The organism is Shewanella sp. AC34-MNA-CIBAN-0136 (assembly GCF_040309945.1).
In the GTDB taxonomy this organism is placed as follows: Bacteria; Pseudomonadota; Gammaproteobacteria; order Enterobacterales; family Shewanellaceae; genus Shewanella.
In genome coordinates, this window is record NZ_JBEOPJ010000005.1 from 192120 (window position 1) to 209405 (window position 17286).

At 41.8% G+C, this 17286-nt stretch carries 13 protein-coding genes; 5 read left to right on the forward strand and 8 right to left on the reverse strand.

The window, feature by feature from the left end:
* Positions 1-7: 7 nt before the first annotated feature.
* From AAEY94_RS06945 to AAEY94_RS06955, 3 genes are all read left to right on the forward strand, one after another.
* On the forward strand, positions 8-3259 hold the full coding sequence (locus AAEY94_RS06945) for an efflux RND transporter permease subunit (protein WP_350978120.1): 3252 nt from the start codon (positions 8-10) through the stop codon (positions 3257-3259).
* On the forward strand, positions 3256-6321 hold the full coding sequence (locus AAEY94_RS06950) for an efflux RND transporter permease subunit (RefSeq protein WP_162023352.1): 3066 nt from the start codon (positions 3256-3258) through the stop codon (positions 6319-6321). Before AAEY94_RS06945 ends, AAEY94_RS06950 begins: the two co-directional genes overlap by 4 nt.
* 229 nt (positions 6322-6550) lie before the next feature.
* Positions 6551-7435, forward strand: coding sequence for an MBL fold metallo-hydrolase (locus tag AAEY94_RS06955; protein WP_101086860.1), 885 nt, complete (start codon positions 6551-6553; stop codon positions 7433-7435).
* A 116-nt stretch (positions 7436-7551) separates the two neighbouring features.
* Here the strand turns inward: AAEY94_RS06955 and AAEY94_RS06960 are convergent, their stop codons facing one another.
* The 5 genes from AAEY94_RS06960 to AAEY94_RS06980 all read right to left on the reverse strand — a co-directional run bounded on the left by AAEY94_RS06960 (position 7552) and on the right by AAEY94_RS06980 (position 14197).
* Complete coding sequence (locus AAEY94_RS06960) at positions 7552-8283, reverse strand: BUD32 family EKC/KEOPS complex subunit (RefSeq protein ID WP_123884430.1); 732 nt, start codon at positions 8281-8283, stop codon at positions 7552-7554.
* A 394-nt stretch (positions 8284-8677) separates the two neighbouring features.
* A complete protein-coding gene (locus tag AAEY94_RS06965) occupies positions 8678-8854 on the reverse strand; it encodes a Trm112 family protein (RefSeq protein ID WP_011637840.1) in 177 nt (58 codons plus the stop codon).
* Positions 8844-9851 (reverse strand): tetraacyldisaccharide 4'-kinase, encoded by a 1008-nt coding sequence (lpxK, locus tag AAEY94_RS06970; RefSeq protein ID WP_192115104.1) that lies wholly within the window; start codon positions 9849-9851, stop codon positions 8844-8846. Before lpxK ends, AAEY94_RS06965 begins: the two co-directional genes overlap by 11 nt.
* 16 nt (positions 9852-9867) lie before the next feature.
* A complete protein-coding gene (gene msbA / locus AAEY94_RS06975; protein ID WP_101086856.1) occupies positions 9868-11670 on the reverse strand; it encodes a lipid A export permease/ATP-binding protein MsbA in 1803 nt (600 codons plus the stop codon).
* Positions 11671-11707: 37 nt separating this feature from the next.
* Positions 11708-14197 carry a DNA internalization-related competence protein ComEC/Rec2 gene (locus AAEY94_RS06980; RefSeq protein WP_350978124.1) on the reverse strand — a complete coding sequence of 830 codons (2490 nt, stop codon included), beginning with the start codon at positions 14195-14197 and terminating at the stop codon, positions 11708-11710.
* 31 nt (positions 14198-14228) lie between these two features.
* On the opposite strand from AAEY94_RS06980, the gene AAEY94_RS06985 reads away from it, so the two are divergent.
* On the forward strand, positions 14229-14735 hold the full coding sequence (locus tag AAEY94_RS06985) for a DUF2062 domain-containing protein (RefSeq protein ID WP_101086854.1): 507 nt from the start codon (positions 14229-14231) through the stop codon (positions 14733-14735).
* 72 nt (positions 14736-14807) lie between these two features.
* On the opposite strand, the gene AAEY94_RS06990 is transcribed toward AAEY94_RS06985, so the two are convergent.
* Complete coding sequence (locus AAEY94_RS06990) at positions 14808-15239, reverse strand: MarR family winged helix-turn-helix transcriptional regulator (RefSeq protein WP_101086853.1); 432 nt, start codon at positions 15237-15239, stop codon at positions 14808-14810.
* Positions 15240-15438: 199 nt separating this feature from the next.
* Here AAEY94_RS06990 and AAEY94_RS06995 point away from each other — a divergent pair, with 199 nt between their 5' ends.
* A complete protein-coding gene (locus AAEY94_RS06995) occupies positions 15439-16233 on the forward strand; it encodes a siderophore-interacting protein (RefSeq protein ID WP_350978127.1) in 795 nt (264 codons plus the stop codon).
* A gap of 212 nt (positions 16234-16445) precedes the next feature.
* Here the strand turns inward: AAEY94_RS06995 and AAEY94_RS07000 are convergent, their stop codons facing one another.
* On the reverse strand, positions 16446-16688 hold the full coding sequence (locus AAEY94_RS07000) for a DUF3624 domain-containing protein (RefSeq protein ID WP_350978128.1): 243 nt from the start codon (positions 16686-16688) through the stop codon (positions 16446-16448).
* A gap of 14 nt (positions 16689-16702) precedes the next feature.
* Complete coding sequence (locus AAEY94_RS07005; RefSeq protein WP_192115109.1) at positions 16703-17284, reverse strand: GNAT family N-acetyltransferase; 582 nt, start codon at positions 17282-17284, stop codon at positions 16703-16705.
* Positions 17285-17286: the final 2 nt, after the last annotated feature.

Below are 17286 nucleotides of genomic sequence, written 5' to 3' on the forward strand. Positions count from 1 at the left end.
CGGGATAATGTCAATAATTAACACTTCGGTTAAACGCCCCGTCACTGTATGGATGTTCATGTTAGCTGTGATGCTTTTTGGCATGGTAGGGTTTTCTCGCCTCGCGGTAAAACTGTTACCCGATTTAAGCTATCCCAGCGTGACCATACGCACAGCCTATGACGGTGCCGCTCCGGTTGAAATTGAGCAGCTGGTATCAAAACCAATTGAAGAAGCTGTTGGGGTGGTAAAAGGACTGCGGAAAATAAGTTCAATTTCACGTTCTGGCATGTCTGATGTTGTGCTCGAGTTTGAATGGGGCACAAATATGGACATGGCTAGCCTTGAAGTGCGTGAAAAAATCGACACTATCGAGCTGCCCTTAGACATTAATAAACCATTATTACTGCGTTTTAACCCCAATCTTGATCCCATCATGCGCTTAGCTTTTTCTGTACCCAATGCCGATGCGGAACAATTAAAGCAAATGCGAACCTTTGCAGATGAGGAGTTAAAACGACGTTTAGAAGCCTTATCCGGTGTTGCCGCCGTAAGGCTATCAGGCGGGTTAGAGCAAGAAGTTCATATTGAATTAAATCAACAAAAACTAAGCCAATTGAACCTTAATGCCGACCAGGTTAAGCGCCGTATAAATGAAGAAAATATCAACCTTTCAGCAGGTAAAGTGATTCAGGGTGATAAAGAATACTTGGTCAGAACCTTAAATCAATTCAATTCATTAGATGAATTAGGTCAAGTGATTATCTACCGCGATGGCCAAACGTTAGTCAGATTATCTGATATTGCGGTGATTAGTGATGCCTACAAAGAACGCAGTGATATTACTCGCATCGGCGAAGTAGAATCGATTGAATTAGCCATATACAAAGAAGGTGACGCCAATACCGTTGCTGTTGCACAAAAGCTACGATCTGAACTTGAAAAAATCAATCAAGCTAATGAACACAATAAGTTAAAAGTAATTTACGACCAATCTGAGTTTATTGAAAGCGCAGTCAATGAAGTGACATCGGCAGCGTTATTTGGCAGCTTACTGGCGATGCTGGTAATTTACCTGTTTTTACGGGACATTATTGCCACATTAATTATTTCTATCTCGATTCCCTTTTCGGTTATTGCTACCTTTAACATGATGTACTTTGCCGATATCAGCTTAAACATTATGTCGTTAGGTGGTATTGCGTTAGCAATTGGTTTATTGGTCGACAATGCAATTGTGGTATTAGAAAACATAGACCGTTATAAATCTCAAGGCATGAGTAAAGTTGAAGCTGCCGTCACAGGATGTAAAGAAGTCTCAGGCGCCATTTTTGCATCAACACTCACCACTCTAGCTGTATTTGTCCCTTTAGTGTTTGTCGACGGCATTGCAGGAGCCTTATTTGCCGACCAAGCGCTCACGGTCACGTTCGCCCTACTCGCCTCATTATTTGTTGCCTTAACAGCCATTCCCATGTTGGCATCACGACAAGGCTTCACCAGCCTGCCGCAACCTATTGAAGTAGCCCAAAAACCGAAACCCACTAGCCGAAAAGGCAAAGTGGCCTACTACTTACTGGCTGTGCTGAGCTTTCCATTTAAACTCTTGTTTAGCTATTTGCCTTCAGGATTATTAACCGCAATTATTGTCATTAGCCGTTTTGTAAGTAGTGTATTTGGGCTATTACTCAAACCCATCTGTGCTGGTTTTAACTACTTATATCGCATCGTCGAATCAATCTATTTCCGGGTGTTACATCACGCTCTACGCTATCAAGTATTGACCATTGTGTTAGCACTTTTGGTAACCCTAGCGTCAAGCAGTTTACTGCCTAAGTTAGGTGTCGAGTTAATCCCGCCGATGAATCAAGGTGAGTTTTATGTCGAAGTATTATTACCGCCAGGCACCGAAGTCAGTGAAACTGATGCTGTATTACAACAACTAGCGCTGTCGATTAAAGACCGTGAAGATGTGAAACACGCCTATAGTCAGGCCGGTAGCGGTGGGTTAATGACATCGGATACAGCAAGAGGTGGTGAAAACTGGGGCCGATTACAAGTGGTACTCGCAGACCCTTTAGCCTTTAATGCGGTTAGTCAGGTATTGCGTAACACAGCAAAAAATATTCCTGAACTAGAAGCGCAAATTGAACACCCTGAATTATTCAGTTTTAAAACCCCGCTTGAAATTGAGCTATCGGGTTATGATTTAGCTCAACTCAAACAAAGTGCAGACCAACTGGTTAAAGCCTTGTCTGATTCTGACCGCTTTAGTGACATCAATACTACCTTGCGCGATGGCCAACCAGAGATCAGTATTCGCTTTGACCATGCCCGTTTAGCCTCGCTGGGAATGGACGCTCCGACAGTCGCTAACCGCATAGCCCAACGTGTCGGTGGCACTATTGCCAGCCAGTTTACGGTACGCGATCGTAAAGTGGATATTTTGGTGCGCAGTGAATTAAGCGAACGCGATCAAATCAGCGACATTGAATCGTTAATTATTAATCCCAATAGTGCCCAACCAATTCCATTAAGTGCTATTGCCACAATCGATTTGCAAATTGGCCCTTCAGCAATTAATCGTATCAGTCAACAACGAGTCGCTATTGTGTCGTCTAATTTGGCTTACGGTGACTTAAGCGAAGCGGTCATTGAAGCCCAGCAGATATTGGCTAAACAGCAGCTACCAAGTTCGATTCAGGCCAGATTTGGCGGCCAAAATGAAGAAATGGAGCACTCATTTGACTCATTGAAAATAGCCCTCGTTTTGGCTATCTTCCTAGTGTATTTAGTGATGGCAAGCCAATTTGAATCATTGTTGCATCCACTGCTAATCTTAATCGCTGTTCCAATGGCCGTTGCCGGCAGTATTGTGGGTTTATTCATTACCGGGACCCATTTGAGTGTAGTGGTATTTATTGGCTTAATTATGCTAGCAGGTATTGTGGTCAACAATGCGATTGTATTGGTTGACCGTATTAATCAATTGCGCCAAGAAGGTATTGATAAACTGACCGCGATTAATGATGCCGCGCAATCTCGTTTACGTCCTATCATGATGACAACCCTAACCACTACCTTAGGTTTATTACCAATGGCAATAGGCATTGGCGATGGCAGTGAAGTTCGTGCGCCAATGGCTATTACAGTCATTTTCGGATTAAGCATGTCAACCTTGCTTACATTGTTAGTTATTCCCGCTTTATATGCGCTATTTGACCGTAAACAATATACCCAAAGCGACGTTGAGTTTAATACAGCGGAGACGCCAGCATGAACATCACTCAACTGGCGATAAAGCGCCCCGTCACCACCTGCATGTTTTTCTTGGCCATTATGTTGTTTGGCATGGCGGCCAGTAGAATGCTGCCATTAGAAATGTTTCCAGGAATTGATATTCCACAAATTGTGGTGCAAGTTCCGTACAAAGGCTCCAGCCCTGCAGAAGTTGAACGCGACATCACTAAAGTGCTGGAAGAGTCACTTGCTACCATGAGCGGCATAGAAGAGGTGCGATCAGATTCAACCCAAGACGGGGCGTTTATTCAGCTCAACATGAAATGGGGTGAAGATGTTGCCACCAAAAGCCTAGAAGCGCGCGAGAAAATTGACTCGGTAAGGCATTTATTACCAAAAGATGTTGAGCGCGTCATGATCCAACAGTTCTCAACCGCCGATATGCCGGTGTTAACCATTCGCATATCAAGCGAGCGCGAACTCTCTAATGCATTTGATTTGTTAGACAAACAGCTTCGTAAGCCACTTGAACGCGTTGATGGCGTATCAAAAGTCACCCTTTATGGTGTTGAACAAAAACAGATTGAAATCCGACTTGATGCCGATAAATTAGTCGCATCAAGCCTTAATAGTCTCGATTTACGATCGCGTTTACTGGCAGAAAACTTTGTCATCAGTGCGGGTACCCTAAGAGAAAATTCACGGGTGTATCAAGTCTCACCAAAAGGTGAATTTACCAGCCTTGATGATATCAATAATCTGGTGATTGTGCCGGGTATCCGCTTGCAAGATATTGCGATGGTAAGCTATGCCCTGCCCGAGAAAATTGAAGGCCGACATTTAGATCAAAAATATGCGGTGGGTATTGATGTATTTAAGGAATCTGGTGCCAATTTAGTAGAGGTGTCTGATCGTGTGCTAAGCGTTATCGAACAGGTTAAGCAAGATCAGCAATTTAATGGCATCAAACTGTTTATCATGGAAGACCAAGCCTATGGGGTTAAGTCCTCACTCAAAGACTTATTACTGTCTGGCTTAATGGGTGCGGTACTGTCATTTGGGGTGCTGTTTCTGTTTTTGCGTAACCTTAAAATGACCTTAGTGGTTATCTCATCGGTACCGATTTCATTATGTATGACATTGGCTGGTATGTATTTTTTAGGCTACAGCTTAAATATTTTATCGATGATGGGATTGTTATTAGCCGTCGGCATGTTGATTGATAATGCGGTGGTGGTCACCGAAAGCGTGCTACAAGAGAAACAAGCTGGGCACATTGACGACACTTGTCAGATAAAAGCCAACCAACAAGCCGTGTTAACTGGCGTTGAAAAAGTCTCTTTGGCGGTTTTAGCAGGTACATTAACCACCGCCATTGTATTTTTACCGAATATTTTTGGCGTAAAAGTGCAACTGACCATCTTTTTAGAACATGTTGCTGTGGCCATTTGTATCTCGCTAGCGGCTTCATTATTGGTAGCGAAAACATTAATCCCACTGATGCTCAACCACTTTCACTTTGAAGTGCAGGCCGCTAATGACAACAATCGCTTAGGGCGTTTTTATCAACGCAGCCTCACGTGGATATTAACCCGACCAAAACGTTCTGGTGTCATCGCAGTGGCATTGTTGGTATCAACAGCATTGCCATTAAGCATGGTGCAACAAGATCAGGGAGATGGTGAAGGTAATGACCGTTTATACATTAATTACCAACTAGAAGGTCGCCATAATCTAGCGGTGACCGAAGCCATGATTAATAGCATGGAAACGTATTTATACAGCAATAAAGACACGTTTTATATTGATGCGGTTTACAGTTACTACGCCCCGCAAGATGCACAATCAACCATTTTATTACAAAAAGACATCCCAATAGACATTGGTGAGTTAAAGAAAATGATCCGCGAAGGATTTCCTAAATTTTCGATTGCTACGCCACAATTTGGTTGGGGCAATGAAAATAACGGCATTCGTGTAACCTTAACGGGACGCTCAACAACCGAACTAATCCGCATCAGTGAACAAGTGATGCCATTGCTCGACAATATAGAGGGCTTAGTCGATGTGCGCTCGGAAGTGAATGGCGCCCAACAAGAAGTGGTGGTGGTGATCAACCGAGAAATGGCTGCCCGTCTGGATTTAACCTTAAGCGATATAGCATCGAACATTGCCATTGCCTTAAGAGGGTCGCAGTTACGTTCGTTTCGCCATGATCCTAGCGGCGAACTACGTATCGAACTGGCCTATGACAAAAGCTGGCAGAACTCTTTAGAAAAACTTAAGCAACTGCCGATCATTCGCCAAGGTGACCGAGTTTATACCCTGGACAGTTTAGCTGAAGCAACCGTAGTTCCTCGATTTGATACTATTCGTCATTTTAATCGCCAAACGGCTTTATCCATTGGTGCAAATCTTGAAGATCTCACAACCGAAGAAGCGCAAACCAAAATTACTCAGGTGATGGACTCAGTGAACTTCCCCTACGGGTACGGCTACTCGTTACGCGGTGGTTTTGAACGCCAAGATGAAGACCAGTCCATCATGGCGGTAAATATGATCTTGGCTATCGCAATGATTTATATCGTCATGGCGGCGTTATTTGAATCACTGCTGCTACCGACAGCTATTATCACTTCGATTATGTTCTCAATTACTGGCGTGTTCTGGGCATTGTGGCTCACAGGTACACCAATGTCGGTAATGTCGATGATTGGCATACTTATTTTGATGGGCATTGTGGTTAATAACGGTATTGTACTGGTAGACCAAATTAATCAGATGACACCCGATTTGGATAAGCTAAGTGATACCATCATTAACGTGTGTATTACTCGTTTACGTCCGGTATTAATGACGGTTGCAACCACAGTGCTGGGATTAGTGCCATTAGCAATGGGAGATACTCAGATAGGCGGTGGTGGACCGCCGTATTCGCCAATGGCCATTGCCATTATTGGTGGGTTAACCTTTTCAACCGTCACCAGTTTGTATTTGGTACCATTATGCTACCAAGCACTATATCTAGTACGACATAAAGCCGCAATTAGACTAGGGCTAGCCAATGCATTTGCTCAAAAACTGCTGCCTTGGACCAAATAGTCCTACACTTCAGTTCTGCTGGTGCATCGTTACTGTTTACAGTAGTCAATGTTTGCTATGGTCAATGTTTGCTACGGTCAATGCTTAATAAGCTACATTGGAGAAGCGTGATTTTATTTAATCAGATGCTAATTCACTGGATGTTGTTGCACGATAAGTGATCAACTTGTTACGCTAGGCAGTATTAATAACAATAAAATAATTGCTATTACAGCAATGAGGGATCGTCATGAAACTAACATTTCAACGTCACATCATCGGACTCAGTGCAGTAGCGATGCTTGCATTAGCTCAAACGTCAGCCATTGCTGATGATAAGTTCAGTGATGTGGTCATTAAATCCAACAAACTAGACAATAATACTTACATGTTTATCGGGGCCGGAGGCAATATTGCGGTTTCTGCTGGAGATGACGGCATATTAATTGTTGATGATCAATTTGCACCTTTAGCCGATAAAATTACCGCCGCACTTAATGATATTCAACCTGGCTTGCCTAAATACATCGTTAATACTCATTACCATGGTGACCATACGGGTGGAAACGCCCACTTTGGTGAAACAGGCTCTATCTTAGCTCATCATAATGTTCTCGAACGTCTCAAAGCGGATAGCAGTACTCCTGCGTCAGCATTGCCCGTTATCACTTATGAAGACAATATCTCAATTCATTTTAATCAAGATACTTTAGAGGTTATTCACCTAGGTCCAGGCCATACCGATGGTGACAGTGTCGTCATGTGGCAAAAAGCCAATATTATTCACATGGGCGATTTATACTTTAAAGACCGCTTTCCGTACATTGATTTAGCGGCGGGAGGCTCTGTAACAGGCTATCGTGAAAACGTCAGTTTGATCCTCGATCGTTTAGACAATAAAACTAAGGTAATACCCGGTCATGGCGAGTTAGCCGATAAAAATGCACTGCTAAAATTCAAGCATATGCTTGATGACAGTATTAATTGGATGCGTGGTGAAATTGAAATGGGCCATGATTTAGCCACCATCAAAAAACAGGGCGTTCCAGCAAAATATGCTAATTGGGCTTGGGAATTTATCTCGGCAGATAAATGGATTGAAACTTTATATCAAGACCTAGCCGCAAAATCTTAACTAGATAATCCATTTCGGTATATCAATCAAGATCACTACCGGTCTACATACAAAAGCTTGCTGTCTAGGCAAGCTTTTTGTATAAAATACCAACGTAGTTAAAGGTATTACAGCCACTATGCCAGTGTTAAAGGCGCTTGCCTGAAATGCCACAACACCCAATACACTGGCTTCAAATCTTTTCCACCAATATCTCGAAAAGGTCTCGCGAAATAATATAACCATTGCCAGGAAGCTAAAAATTGCTTGGCTTTTTGCCATATTGCTTCACCACCCGCTAAACGATAACAAGCAATAGCTTGATTAATCACATTATTATTGGGTCCAATATAGCGATATAAGCTATGGATAAACACCAACACGTCTCGAATTTGTTGTGAGACAACTGATTTATGCTGTTGATTCGCCTCAAAATCGATAAATTTAACCTCACCGGCTTGCCAGCTAATGTCACGTAAGGCTGGACGACCATGAGCAAGCTGCATAGAGTGTAGTTTCGCTAATGCTACGCTGACATCATTTAAAATGGGTTGCCATAAGGTTTGGCTTGTACGCTCGAGCAGATGATTAATGGTACTTCCAGCGTCTTCGACAACCATGTAACCGTCACCAAAATCGACAACCGCAGGCACTGGTGCACCTAAATGACTTAGCGTATTTAATACACCAATTTCTTTATGCAATGCAGCTGTGGAGTTTTGCTTTAATAAACGCATCGCCCCTGCAAGATGCTCTACTTGCTTCAACCAATATCGCTTACCTTGGTATTCGAAAGGCACTACACGTTCGCCACGGTGTTCACGATAAACCTTAGCCACATGTTGTTGAAAACCATCATTCTCAGTCATAAAACAACCTAGTCATCGACTCACTATTACTGATGACTAAATTATCTTACTAACGTTTATAGAACTCAATTAAATCAATGATTTTTAGTGCTTTTTGATAGAATATTAGCTTTATATAAAAACTTCATACATAGCTTGTATACAAACTAAAAACACAAACGATACATTTGGTTACCATTGATATTAATCAGTATAAATATCCGATCAATTCATCATTAAATAGAACACATGATTAATGACTAAGGTAAAAATGATTAGATAAACGGAGCTAAGAGCAAACTGTTGATAGCTGAATAAGAAAAATGTTGCAGCTCAATATAATGGCTTTCCTGAAACAAAAAAAGCGCCCTTTTGGGCGCTTAATCATTCAATCATTTTTCACATCATCGAACCGTTATTCAGTCACTATCGCTGTAGCACGATTTTCTAACAATACCGGAATACCTTCGGTAATTGGATACGCTAATTTATCAAACTTGCAGATCAGTTGTTGCGACTCTTTGTCGTAATCTAGCTTGCCTTTACATACTGGGCAGGCCACAATTTCGAGTAATTTTTTATCAAATGCCATGAGACAATCCTTTTTTAGTTTGAGCCACTTGCTGTAATTGGCTCAACAATGCGTGATCAAATTCTGAGTTAAGCTTCGCATTTACAGGTAAATACCACCAGTTTGATTGTGCAAAATCGCGACATTTAACCGCATCTTTTTCAGTCATTAATAATGAATGCTGTACGGATAAGTCACTTAATTGCTTTTGGTCAAAAGCTTGGTGATCTGCGAACTCAACTGTTTGTACTACTTTATAGCCTAACTGGCTAATACTATTAAAAAAACGTTGCGGGTTACCAATACCCGCCATCGCAACGACACTGTGTTGCTGATTAAACTTATCGTCTAGGTTATTGTCAACCTGACAAAGCGGCGCGGGCTCTAGTGCCATCAGCACTTCACCGGTTTGAGCTGGTCCGCCATTATTTATCACAAAATCAACTGAATTTAACCGCCACAAACCTTCACGTAAAGGGCCTGCGGGTAACAAGCAGTGATTGCCATAACGACGCTCACCATCCACTAAAGCAATTTCGATATCACGGCCTAAGGCATAATGCTGTAAGCCATCATCACTAATAATCACATCAACATCAAAGTCTGCTAATAATGTATGCGCTGCGCTCACTCTCTTGGCACCGACAACCATAGGTACTTGAGTACGAGCCACTATCATTGCAGGCTCATCCCCTACATCATTGGCTTTTGCATTAGGATTGACAGCAACAACACCATCGATATTAACTCCATAGCCTCGGCTTATCACACCTGGCTTGTAACCATGTTGGCGTAACAGTTCAATTAAATAAATTACTGTTGGAGTTTTACCACTGCCTCCCGCGGTGATATTACCCACCACTATTACGGGGACAGGTAATACTTGCGCTTGTTTTAGCCCACAACTAAACAGTAACCGCCTAATAGTGGATATTAACCAAAATACCCCAGATAACGGTAGTAATAACCATTTAGCTTGATGACCTTGATACCAAATGCGATGAATAAGCTGTTGCATCACAACCACCTAATCATTATTGACTGAACTGCATCTGGTAAAGATTAGCGTAAATACCTGCTTGGGCAATTAACTCACTGTGATTACCGCGTTCAACAATTTTCCCTTGATCGATAACCAAAATTTCATCAGCGCTTTCTATGGTTGATAAGCGATGGGCAATCACAATAGAGGTGCGATTATGACGAAGATTATCGAGGCCTTTTTGAATCGCTTTTTCCGACTCAGTATCCAATGCCGATGTTGCTTCATCTAAAATTAACACTGGCGCATCACGTAACATGGCGCGAGCAATGGCAATACGTTGGCGCTGGCCGCCTGAAAGCAACACACCATTTTCGCCGACTTGGGTATCAAGACCTTCAGGTAAAGTATCAATAAATTCCATGGCATAGGCTAATTCTGCTGCATGCACAATTTGTTCGCGAGTCACTTCACCTGGATAAGCATAAGCAATGTTATTGGCGATAGTGTCGTTAAACAAGGTAACTTGTTGCGACACTAGAGCGACTTGATTACGCAGTGATTTTAGTTGGTAATCATAAATACTGGTGTCATCAAGACGGATATCACCAGTTGATAAATTACCATAAAAGCGAGTAATCAAACTGGCAATGGTCGATTTACCAGAGCCTGAACGGCCTACTAATGCAACCGTTTTACCCGGCTTAACTTCAAAATTAATCCCATTAAGTGCTGACTTTTCTTGGCCAGGATATGCAAATGTCACATTATCAAAGGTCAACTTACCTTCAACTCTATCGATACTAAATGCGCCATTATCAGGTTCTGGTGGGGTGTCTAATAATTCAAATACTGTGGTACAAGCGGCAATACCACGCTGAAATTCCGCATTGACACGGGTTAAGTTTTTAATCGGTTGTAGCATGGCTAACATGGCGCCTAAAATAGCAGCAAAAGTACCAGCGGTTAAATCCGTTCTCATGCTATCCCAAGTAGCGGCATACAACACAAACGCCAATGCGAATGAACCAATCACCATAATGAGCGGCTGGCTGATTGACTGCGCAACCGCAAGTTTCATGTTTTGGTAGCGGTTACGATCGTTAACTTGGAAAAAGCGTTCAACCTCAGTTTTTTGTCCACCAAACACTAATACGTTTTTATGGCCCTTAATCATCTGCTCTGTGGTTGCGGTTACGCCGCCCATTGCAGATTGAATTTGCTTAGAAACCTTGCGAAAGCGTTTGCTGACAACACTGATAACCACGCCCATGATGGGGCCTATCACCAAAATGCATAACGACAATTTCCACGAATAGTAGAACATAATGCCTAACATACCGATGGCCGTCATGCTGTCTCGGACGATTGAAATTAACGCACTGCCTGATGCTCGAGCAATTTGTTCGGTATCAAACGTAACGCGCGAAATCAAATTACCGCTATTTTCACGGTCAATATAACTCACAGGTAAACGTAGGTAATGCTCAAACACTTGTTGACGCATATCCATAATGAGCTGAGCACTCATGTATGACACACAATAGGTCGACACAAAGTTAGCCACACCACGTAAACTAAACATTAAAATAACCGCTATTGGGGCCATTAACATAATGTCTTTATTAGCGTTAAAGCCACCGTGCGTTGGTAAGTCGACACCGGCGACTATCGCTGGAGTTTGACTAAAGCCTTCATCAATAAACGGCTTAATAAATGCGATAAACGCTGCATCGACAGCGCCATAAGTAATAAGACCTAGAACAGCCATAATAAACATGGCTTTCATCGGTACGACATAGGCCATCAAACGTTTGAAAACGACCCACATTTCATTTTTAGGTGATGCTGACATTGAATCCAATACTTAACTAGCAAACATGAATAACATTCTACTCTGCTTTAAGTGACTCACCAAATCTAAACAAACGGTTATACCAAAATGGGGCAATTTGCTGACGATAAGTGGTCACTTTGTATCCTTCATCAGTGAAGTTGATGCTTATTTGGCCGACATGGCCAGTTTGTAATATTTTACTGCCTTGTTGTTGATACCGCGCCACAATATCCGGTTTAGGAAAACCATATTGATTAGAGAAACCTGCGGTAAAAATAGCTAATTGGGGGTTAACACTATCAATAAAGGCTTGGGTAGATGAGGTTCGACTACCGTGGTGCGGAACGAATAAAATATCGGCTTGAATATCTGCATTTACCGCCAAAAGTGCTTGCTCTCGTGGAGCTTCAATGTCTCCGGTTAACAACACCGTTGACTGACCGTCAAACAATTTGACCACGCAGGAACGGTTATTATCATTACTATTGGCGCTTAAAATATTTGGGATAAAACTCAATTGTACACCGCGCCACAATAATTCACCGTCACAAGTTTGCACGCTATGTGATGATTCAGTTAACGCTGATGCTGAAAAATCAGCAATTAATGTCGCCTGCGGAAATTGTTCGACTAATACGTTTAATCCACCAGCATGATCATTATCGTCATGACTCACGACAATATAATCAATATAACGAATCCCCTTACTGGCCAAAAAAGGCAATATCGCACGTTGAGCATAACTGAATTCGCCATAAGCAGCGCCAGTGTCGTAAATAACCCCGTGCTGCCCTTGCTGTAAAACCACAGCCATTCCTTGAGCCACATCGATGGCATGAAGCTGCCATGGTGTTGAACCTAACGAAGACGCTGGCGATAACAATATCTCATGGGTCACTAACTTGTTCATGATGACTGGCAGCATAAGCACTGACACTATAACGCGATAACCCCACTTGCGCTGACTCGGCACATAACCGCGTAACATCAACAATATCAGCGCCAAAACAAAAAAGACTCCCGCAGCTAACTCTTGTTCGGTTAACACCAGTTGTTTTAACGGCAAGCGATCACTCAACTGTAATAACCACGCAAAGGGCTCCAAACTAAAATTAGCCCACTGAAATATCATTACGCTTAGGCTTTGCAATGAAACAATATCAATCGCTAACAACCATAGGATGCACAACGCCAGTAACCAAATGCAGAAACTCAGCATGGTTAATGGAATAACCACCAAACTAAACCAAGGTACCAGCAGCATATTCAACCAGATACTATGAGGTGCAATGCCACCAAATAATATCCCTTGCAAAACACCGAGTAACAGCGCTAAACGCCATTGAATAGACCACAATATAATAAGTCCATGTAAAATTTTATCCTTAAGCTGTATAGCTTTTTGAATACATTTGTCCCTCAAAGTGAACTTAGAAACTTCAATGTCTGGGTTAACAAGAGCAGTGCCTAAGCTAGAACGTTGATCTACCGAATCAGGTTTCACCGACAATAAAATAATCACCAATGCACCAAAAGATAACCACAACCCAGCACCTAGTGACGCAAAAGGATCGACCAACAATACAAAAAATAATGCATATACAAGTCGATCCCAATGATGACTAAATTGTTTAATAAAGCTGAATATCATCAATAAAAATAGCATCAGCAATGCGCGTTGAGTGGCAATAGCAAACCCAGATAAGTAGCCATAACCTAAGGTAAATGCTGCCGCAAATACCATTGCCAGTTGGATTTTGGCCAAATGCTGCCAAGAGAAAACATAACGACTTACCCCAATCAAAATGCCATAGAATAAACCGAAAACCACCGCCAGATGTAAACCTGAAATCGCGACTAAATGCCCTGCCCCTGTCTGCCGCAACTGCTGCCAACGTTCAGAGGTTAACGCGCTTTTATCACCAAAAATCAACGCTTGTAAAATATCGCCCTGAGAAAAGTGTGCCAATAAAGGCGATAATGTTTCCATGATCTGTTGACGCATCGATCCACTGTGATTAAGCAACTCAGCTTGCTTAACACGACCTTTGGCGACAATATGTTTACTAATAAAGTATTTTTGCTGGTTAAAACCACCTTGATTTTGGATACTCGAAATCCCTTTAACCTTTGCACTAAATTGCCATATTTGGCCAACAACAATTTTATCTGGCTTTTGCCATGTTAATCGGTAATATCGCTGCACATTATTAAGCGACAACGTCTCTAAAAAAGCGTCTTGATAAGGTTTTTCCATGACGCGCACATCAAAACTAATCCAGTCGCTGTTTTGGCTAACTAGTGATACTATCTGCGCCTTAAACTCGATTTGTTGCGACTTTTCAGCATATTGATGCATATATAGACAATGAAACAACAGGCTCAGCCAAATGACGGCGAATAAACAGCCAGCCATAAGCGGCCCTTTGCGAAGGCAAAGAAGCATAGCCAAGAATAGAATGGGCAAACACCATATTGGTGCCAGCGAAGGCCATAACATCGCTGATAAAGAACAGGCGCAAAAGCCATAGATAAATCGATTCATAATGAATTAGTTAAGACATTAATCGACAAATATGCCAAAAAAATTAATACAAAGATTTATGCCAAAACCAGAAACACTTCGTGAACATAAGTATTTACGGATGTTTGGCACACTATTGCACAAACCTAATTTATGGGTATTAAATCGCAAATCAGCGCCAGGAGCCTTTGCTGTTGGGCTATTTGTGGCTTGGATCCCCATGCCATTTCAAATGGTCGTTGCTGCTGGATTTGCCATTATATTTAACGTCAACCTTCCGGTTGCTGTGGCGCTGGTATGGATAACAAATCCACTGACGATGCCTATAATGTTTTATGGTGCCTACTTGTTAGGCGCTAAAATCCTAGGCCATAAAGCACAAGCATTTCAGTTTGAAGCCAGCTGGGCTTGGATTGAAGCATCAGTATCAACCATCGGCCCACCCTTTCTCGTTGGTTGCTTAGCTCTTGGCATAATCAGTGCGCTAGTTGGGTTTATTGTCATTAAAAGTATGTGGCGCTATTCAGTTTTGTTTAAATGGCAAAAGCGTAAAGGTTAGAAAGTCTTCGATTGATTGGCTACTTTACCCATGTACTCGTATTAAGGTCGCTGTAGCGGCCTTTTCTATGGGCTAAAGGTGTTGATTTAAATTTTGCGCCATCTTCTTTGCTAAACGCGTAAAATCCGTAATTTCTTGGTCTGTTAATCCACTTTTCATTAACTCATTCACACGTAATTCTGCAATAGACAATTTCATAACAACCTTAACTCCCGCAGGGCTTAAACCTAAAAAATAGCTGCGTTTATCGTTAGGATTGTTTGACTTTTCAGCATACTTCAGATTAATTAACTCTTTGATCAACCGCGCCAGTTGCGCCTTATCAATCAATGTTTTCTGCACAATATCATTTGCTGTTACTTTTTTATCTTGATTAGCAATAATTTTTAATACCCGCAAATGTAACGGCGTTAACCCAAATTCAGCACTATCAATAGCATGACGCAATGAACGCTTTACACTGTGTAATAAATTAAACAGCGGCTCTTTTATATTTTCAGACATAAGACATCCTCAAATTCATTTTAATACCCCATAAACAACATCAAATTCAATTATAACAAACAGCAACTAGTTGACTTTATCAACAACTATCGATATAGTTGATATTATCTACTAACGACAAGGGTAATGCAATTATCAGTTACAGCAAACGAATAATTACTCCCAACGTTTTGCTAACCCATACGACAGGCCAGTTAATATGAATAATCCACCAGCCAAAAAATCACCAGCCAGATTAACTTTTATCAGTGACATCATTGAAATCAGCCCTTATTTACGAAGAGTGGTGTTGAGTGGTGAGCAACTGGCCAATTTCCCTGTCGATCAACAAGGGGCCTATGTAAAAGTATTAATCCCGCAACCCGGTGCAACAAGCGTAAATATGACATTAACCGGTCCTAATGCTGCGATTAAGCGCTCATATACCATCAGGGAGTTTGATCATGTGCTTGGCCAACTTAGCTTAGATTTTGTGATAAATAAGCACACGGGGCCAGCAACCGATTGGGCAAAATCAGCTAACGTTGGCGATACTGTGGCAATTGCAGGGCCAGGGCCATTAAAAATGAATCGATTTGATGTTAGTAACTACCTATTATTTGGGGATTCCACGTCTATCAATGCCGTTGATGCATTGATAAAGCGGATCCCCGCTACAGCTAAAGGGCATATCATTATGTTGGTGAATAGCCAGCAAGAGCAAACACTGCTCAGCCAGCACCCATTATTGAAAACCCATTGGTTAGTACTTAATGACGGTATCACTGCTGAACAACAGATAGCTTGGTTGTTAGATAAACTTGAACAGTTTGGTGATTTACCGTCAGACACACACGTTTTTGTCGGCTTAGAAGCTACCCAAGTGAGATTAGTAAAGCAATACTTGCTTGAGCAACAACAATTACCATTAAGTGCAATCAGTGCTAAAGGGTACTGGAAGCGAAATACTGATGCTGACACCTTTGGTAAACAAAAACAGATGCAGCCGCTGTAGTGACTTTTGTTCAGTTAAGCAAAGCACTGATTAAGTGATGGGAAATAACAATCAAAATTTGACGATTTTCATTCAAACTTGTTATTTTTGAGACTGTAAATAATTTGGTTGAACAAGGCGCAGTATCTGATGACTTGCTGCGTCAAAAGTATATCCACTGCCAATAAATGCTACACAATTAGCCGGTAAAAGGACTGTTTTGACGCGGTAGATTACAAGCGGAGGCTCTTTAGACTGCGATAAGTCCACACCACCAAATGCAGTGTAAGTAATCCACTGATACTAAGAGCAAAGAAAAGTAATGCAATGGATTCTACGGTCTTAGGCGTGTCCGCATAGCAATACCACCAAAGTGGCCATGCAATTATGCTCAGTAGGGTTAATTGCCACATGCAACGTTTACAGCGGCCAATTTTTTGTCTAAAAACAGAGTCGGAACATTGGTTACAGGACATTACAATTTTCTTTATCATTTATGCTGAGGATATTGATTATCAAACTCGCTCGCCAACATGGCATATAGATACTCATCACCCCATGCACCTTTAAAAAACACATTGTTAATAAAATGGCCTTCACGACGAAACTGCAACTTTTCTAAAAGCGCTGCACTGGCTAGATTGAGGCAGTCAGTTTGAGCAATAACTCGATGGCGAGATAATTCCACAAACAAATATTGCAATAAACGCGTTAACGCTTGTGCTGCTATTCCCTGCCCTTGAAATGCAGGAGCGATCGTAAAACCGACTTCAACTTGGTTGTCATCAATAAAATGTACTGCCAGATCGCCCATTAACAACTCATGCTGATCACTAATGGCTAATTGATACCATTGCCCTGCTTTAGCAAAATCTTGGTAATGGGTCGAATTGAATAAGTTTAGCGCATCTTGATAGTGATAATCGGTCCAACTCTGATATCGCGCAACACTAGGATCCGCTCTATAGGCGGTAAATGCCGTTAAATCATTAAGACTAAATGGCCTGATGATTAAACTACCCAAGGTTAACGTAGGACACTTTAGTGAATCCAAACTAGCATTACTGTCCATAT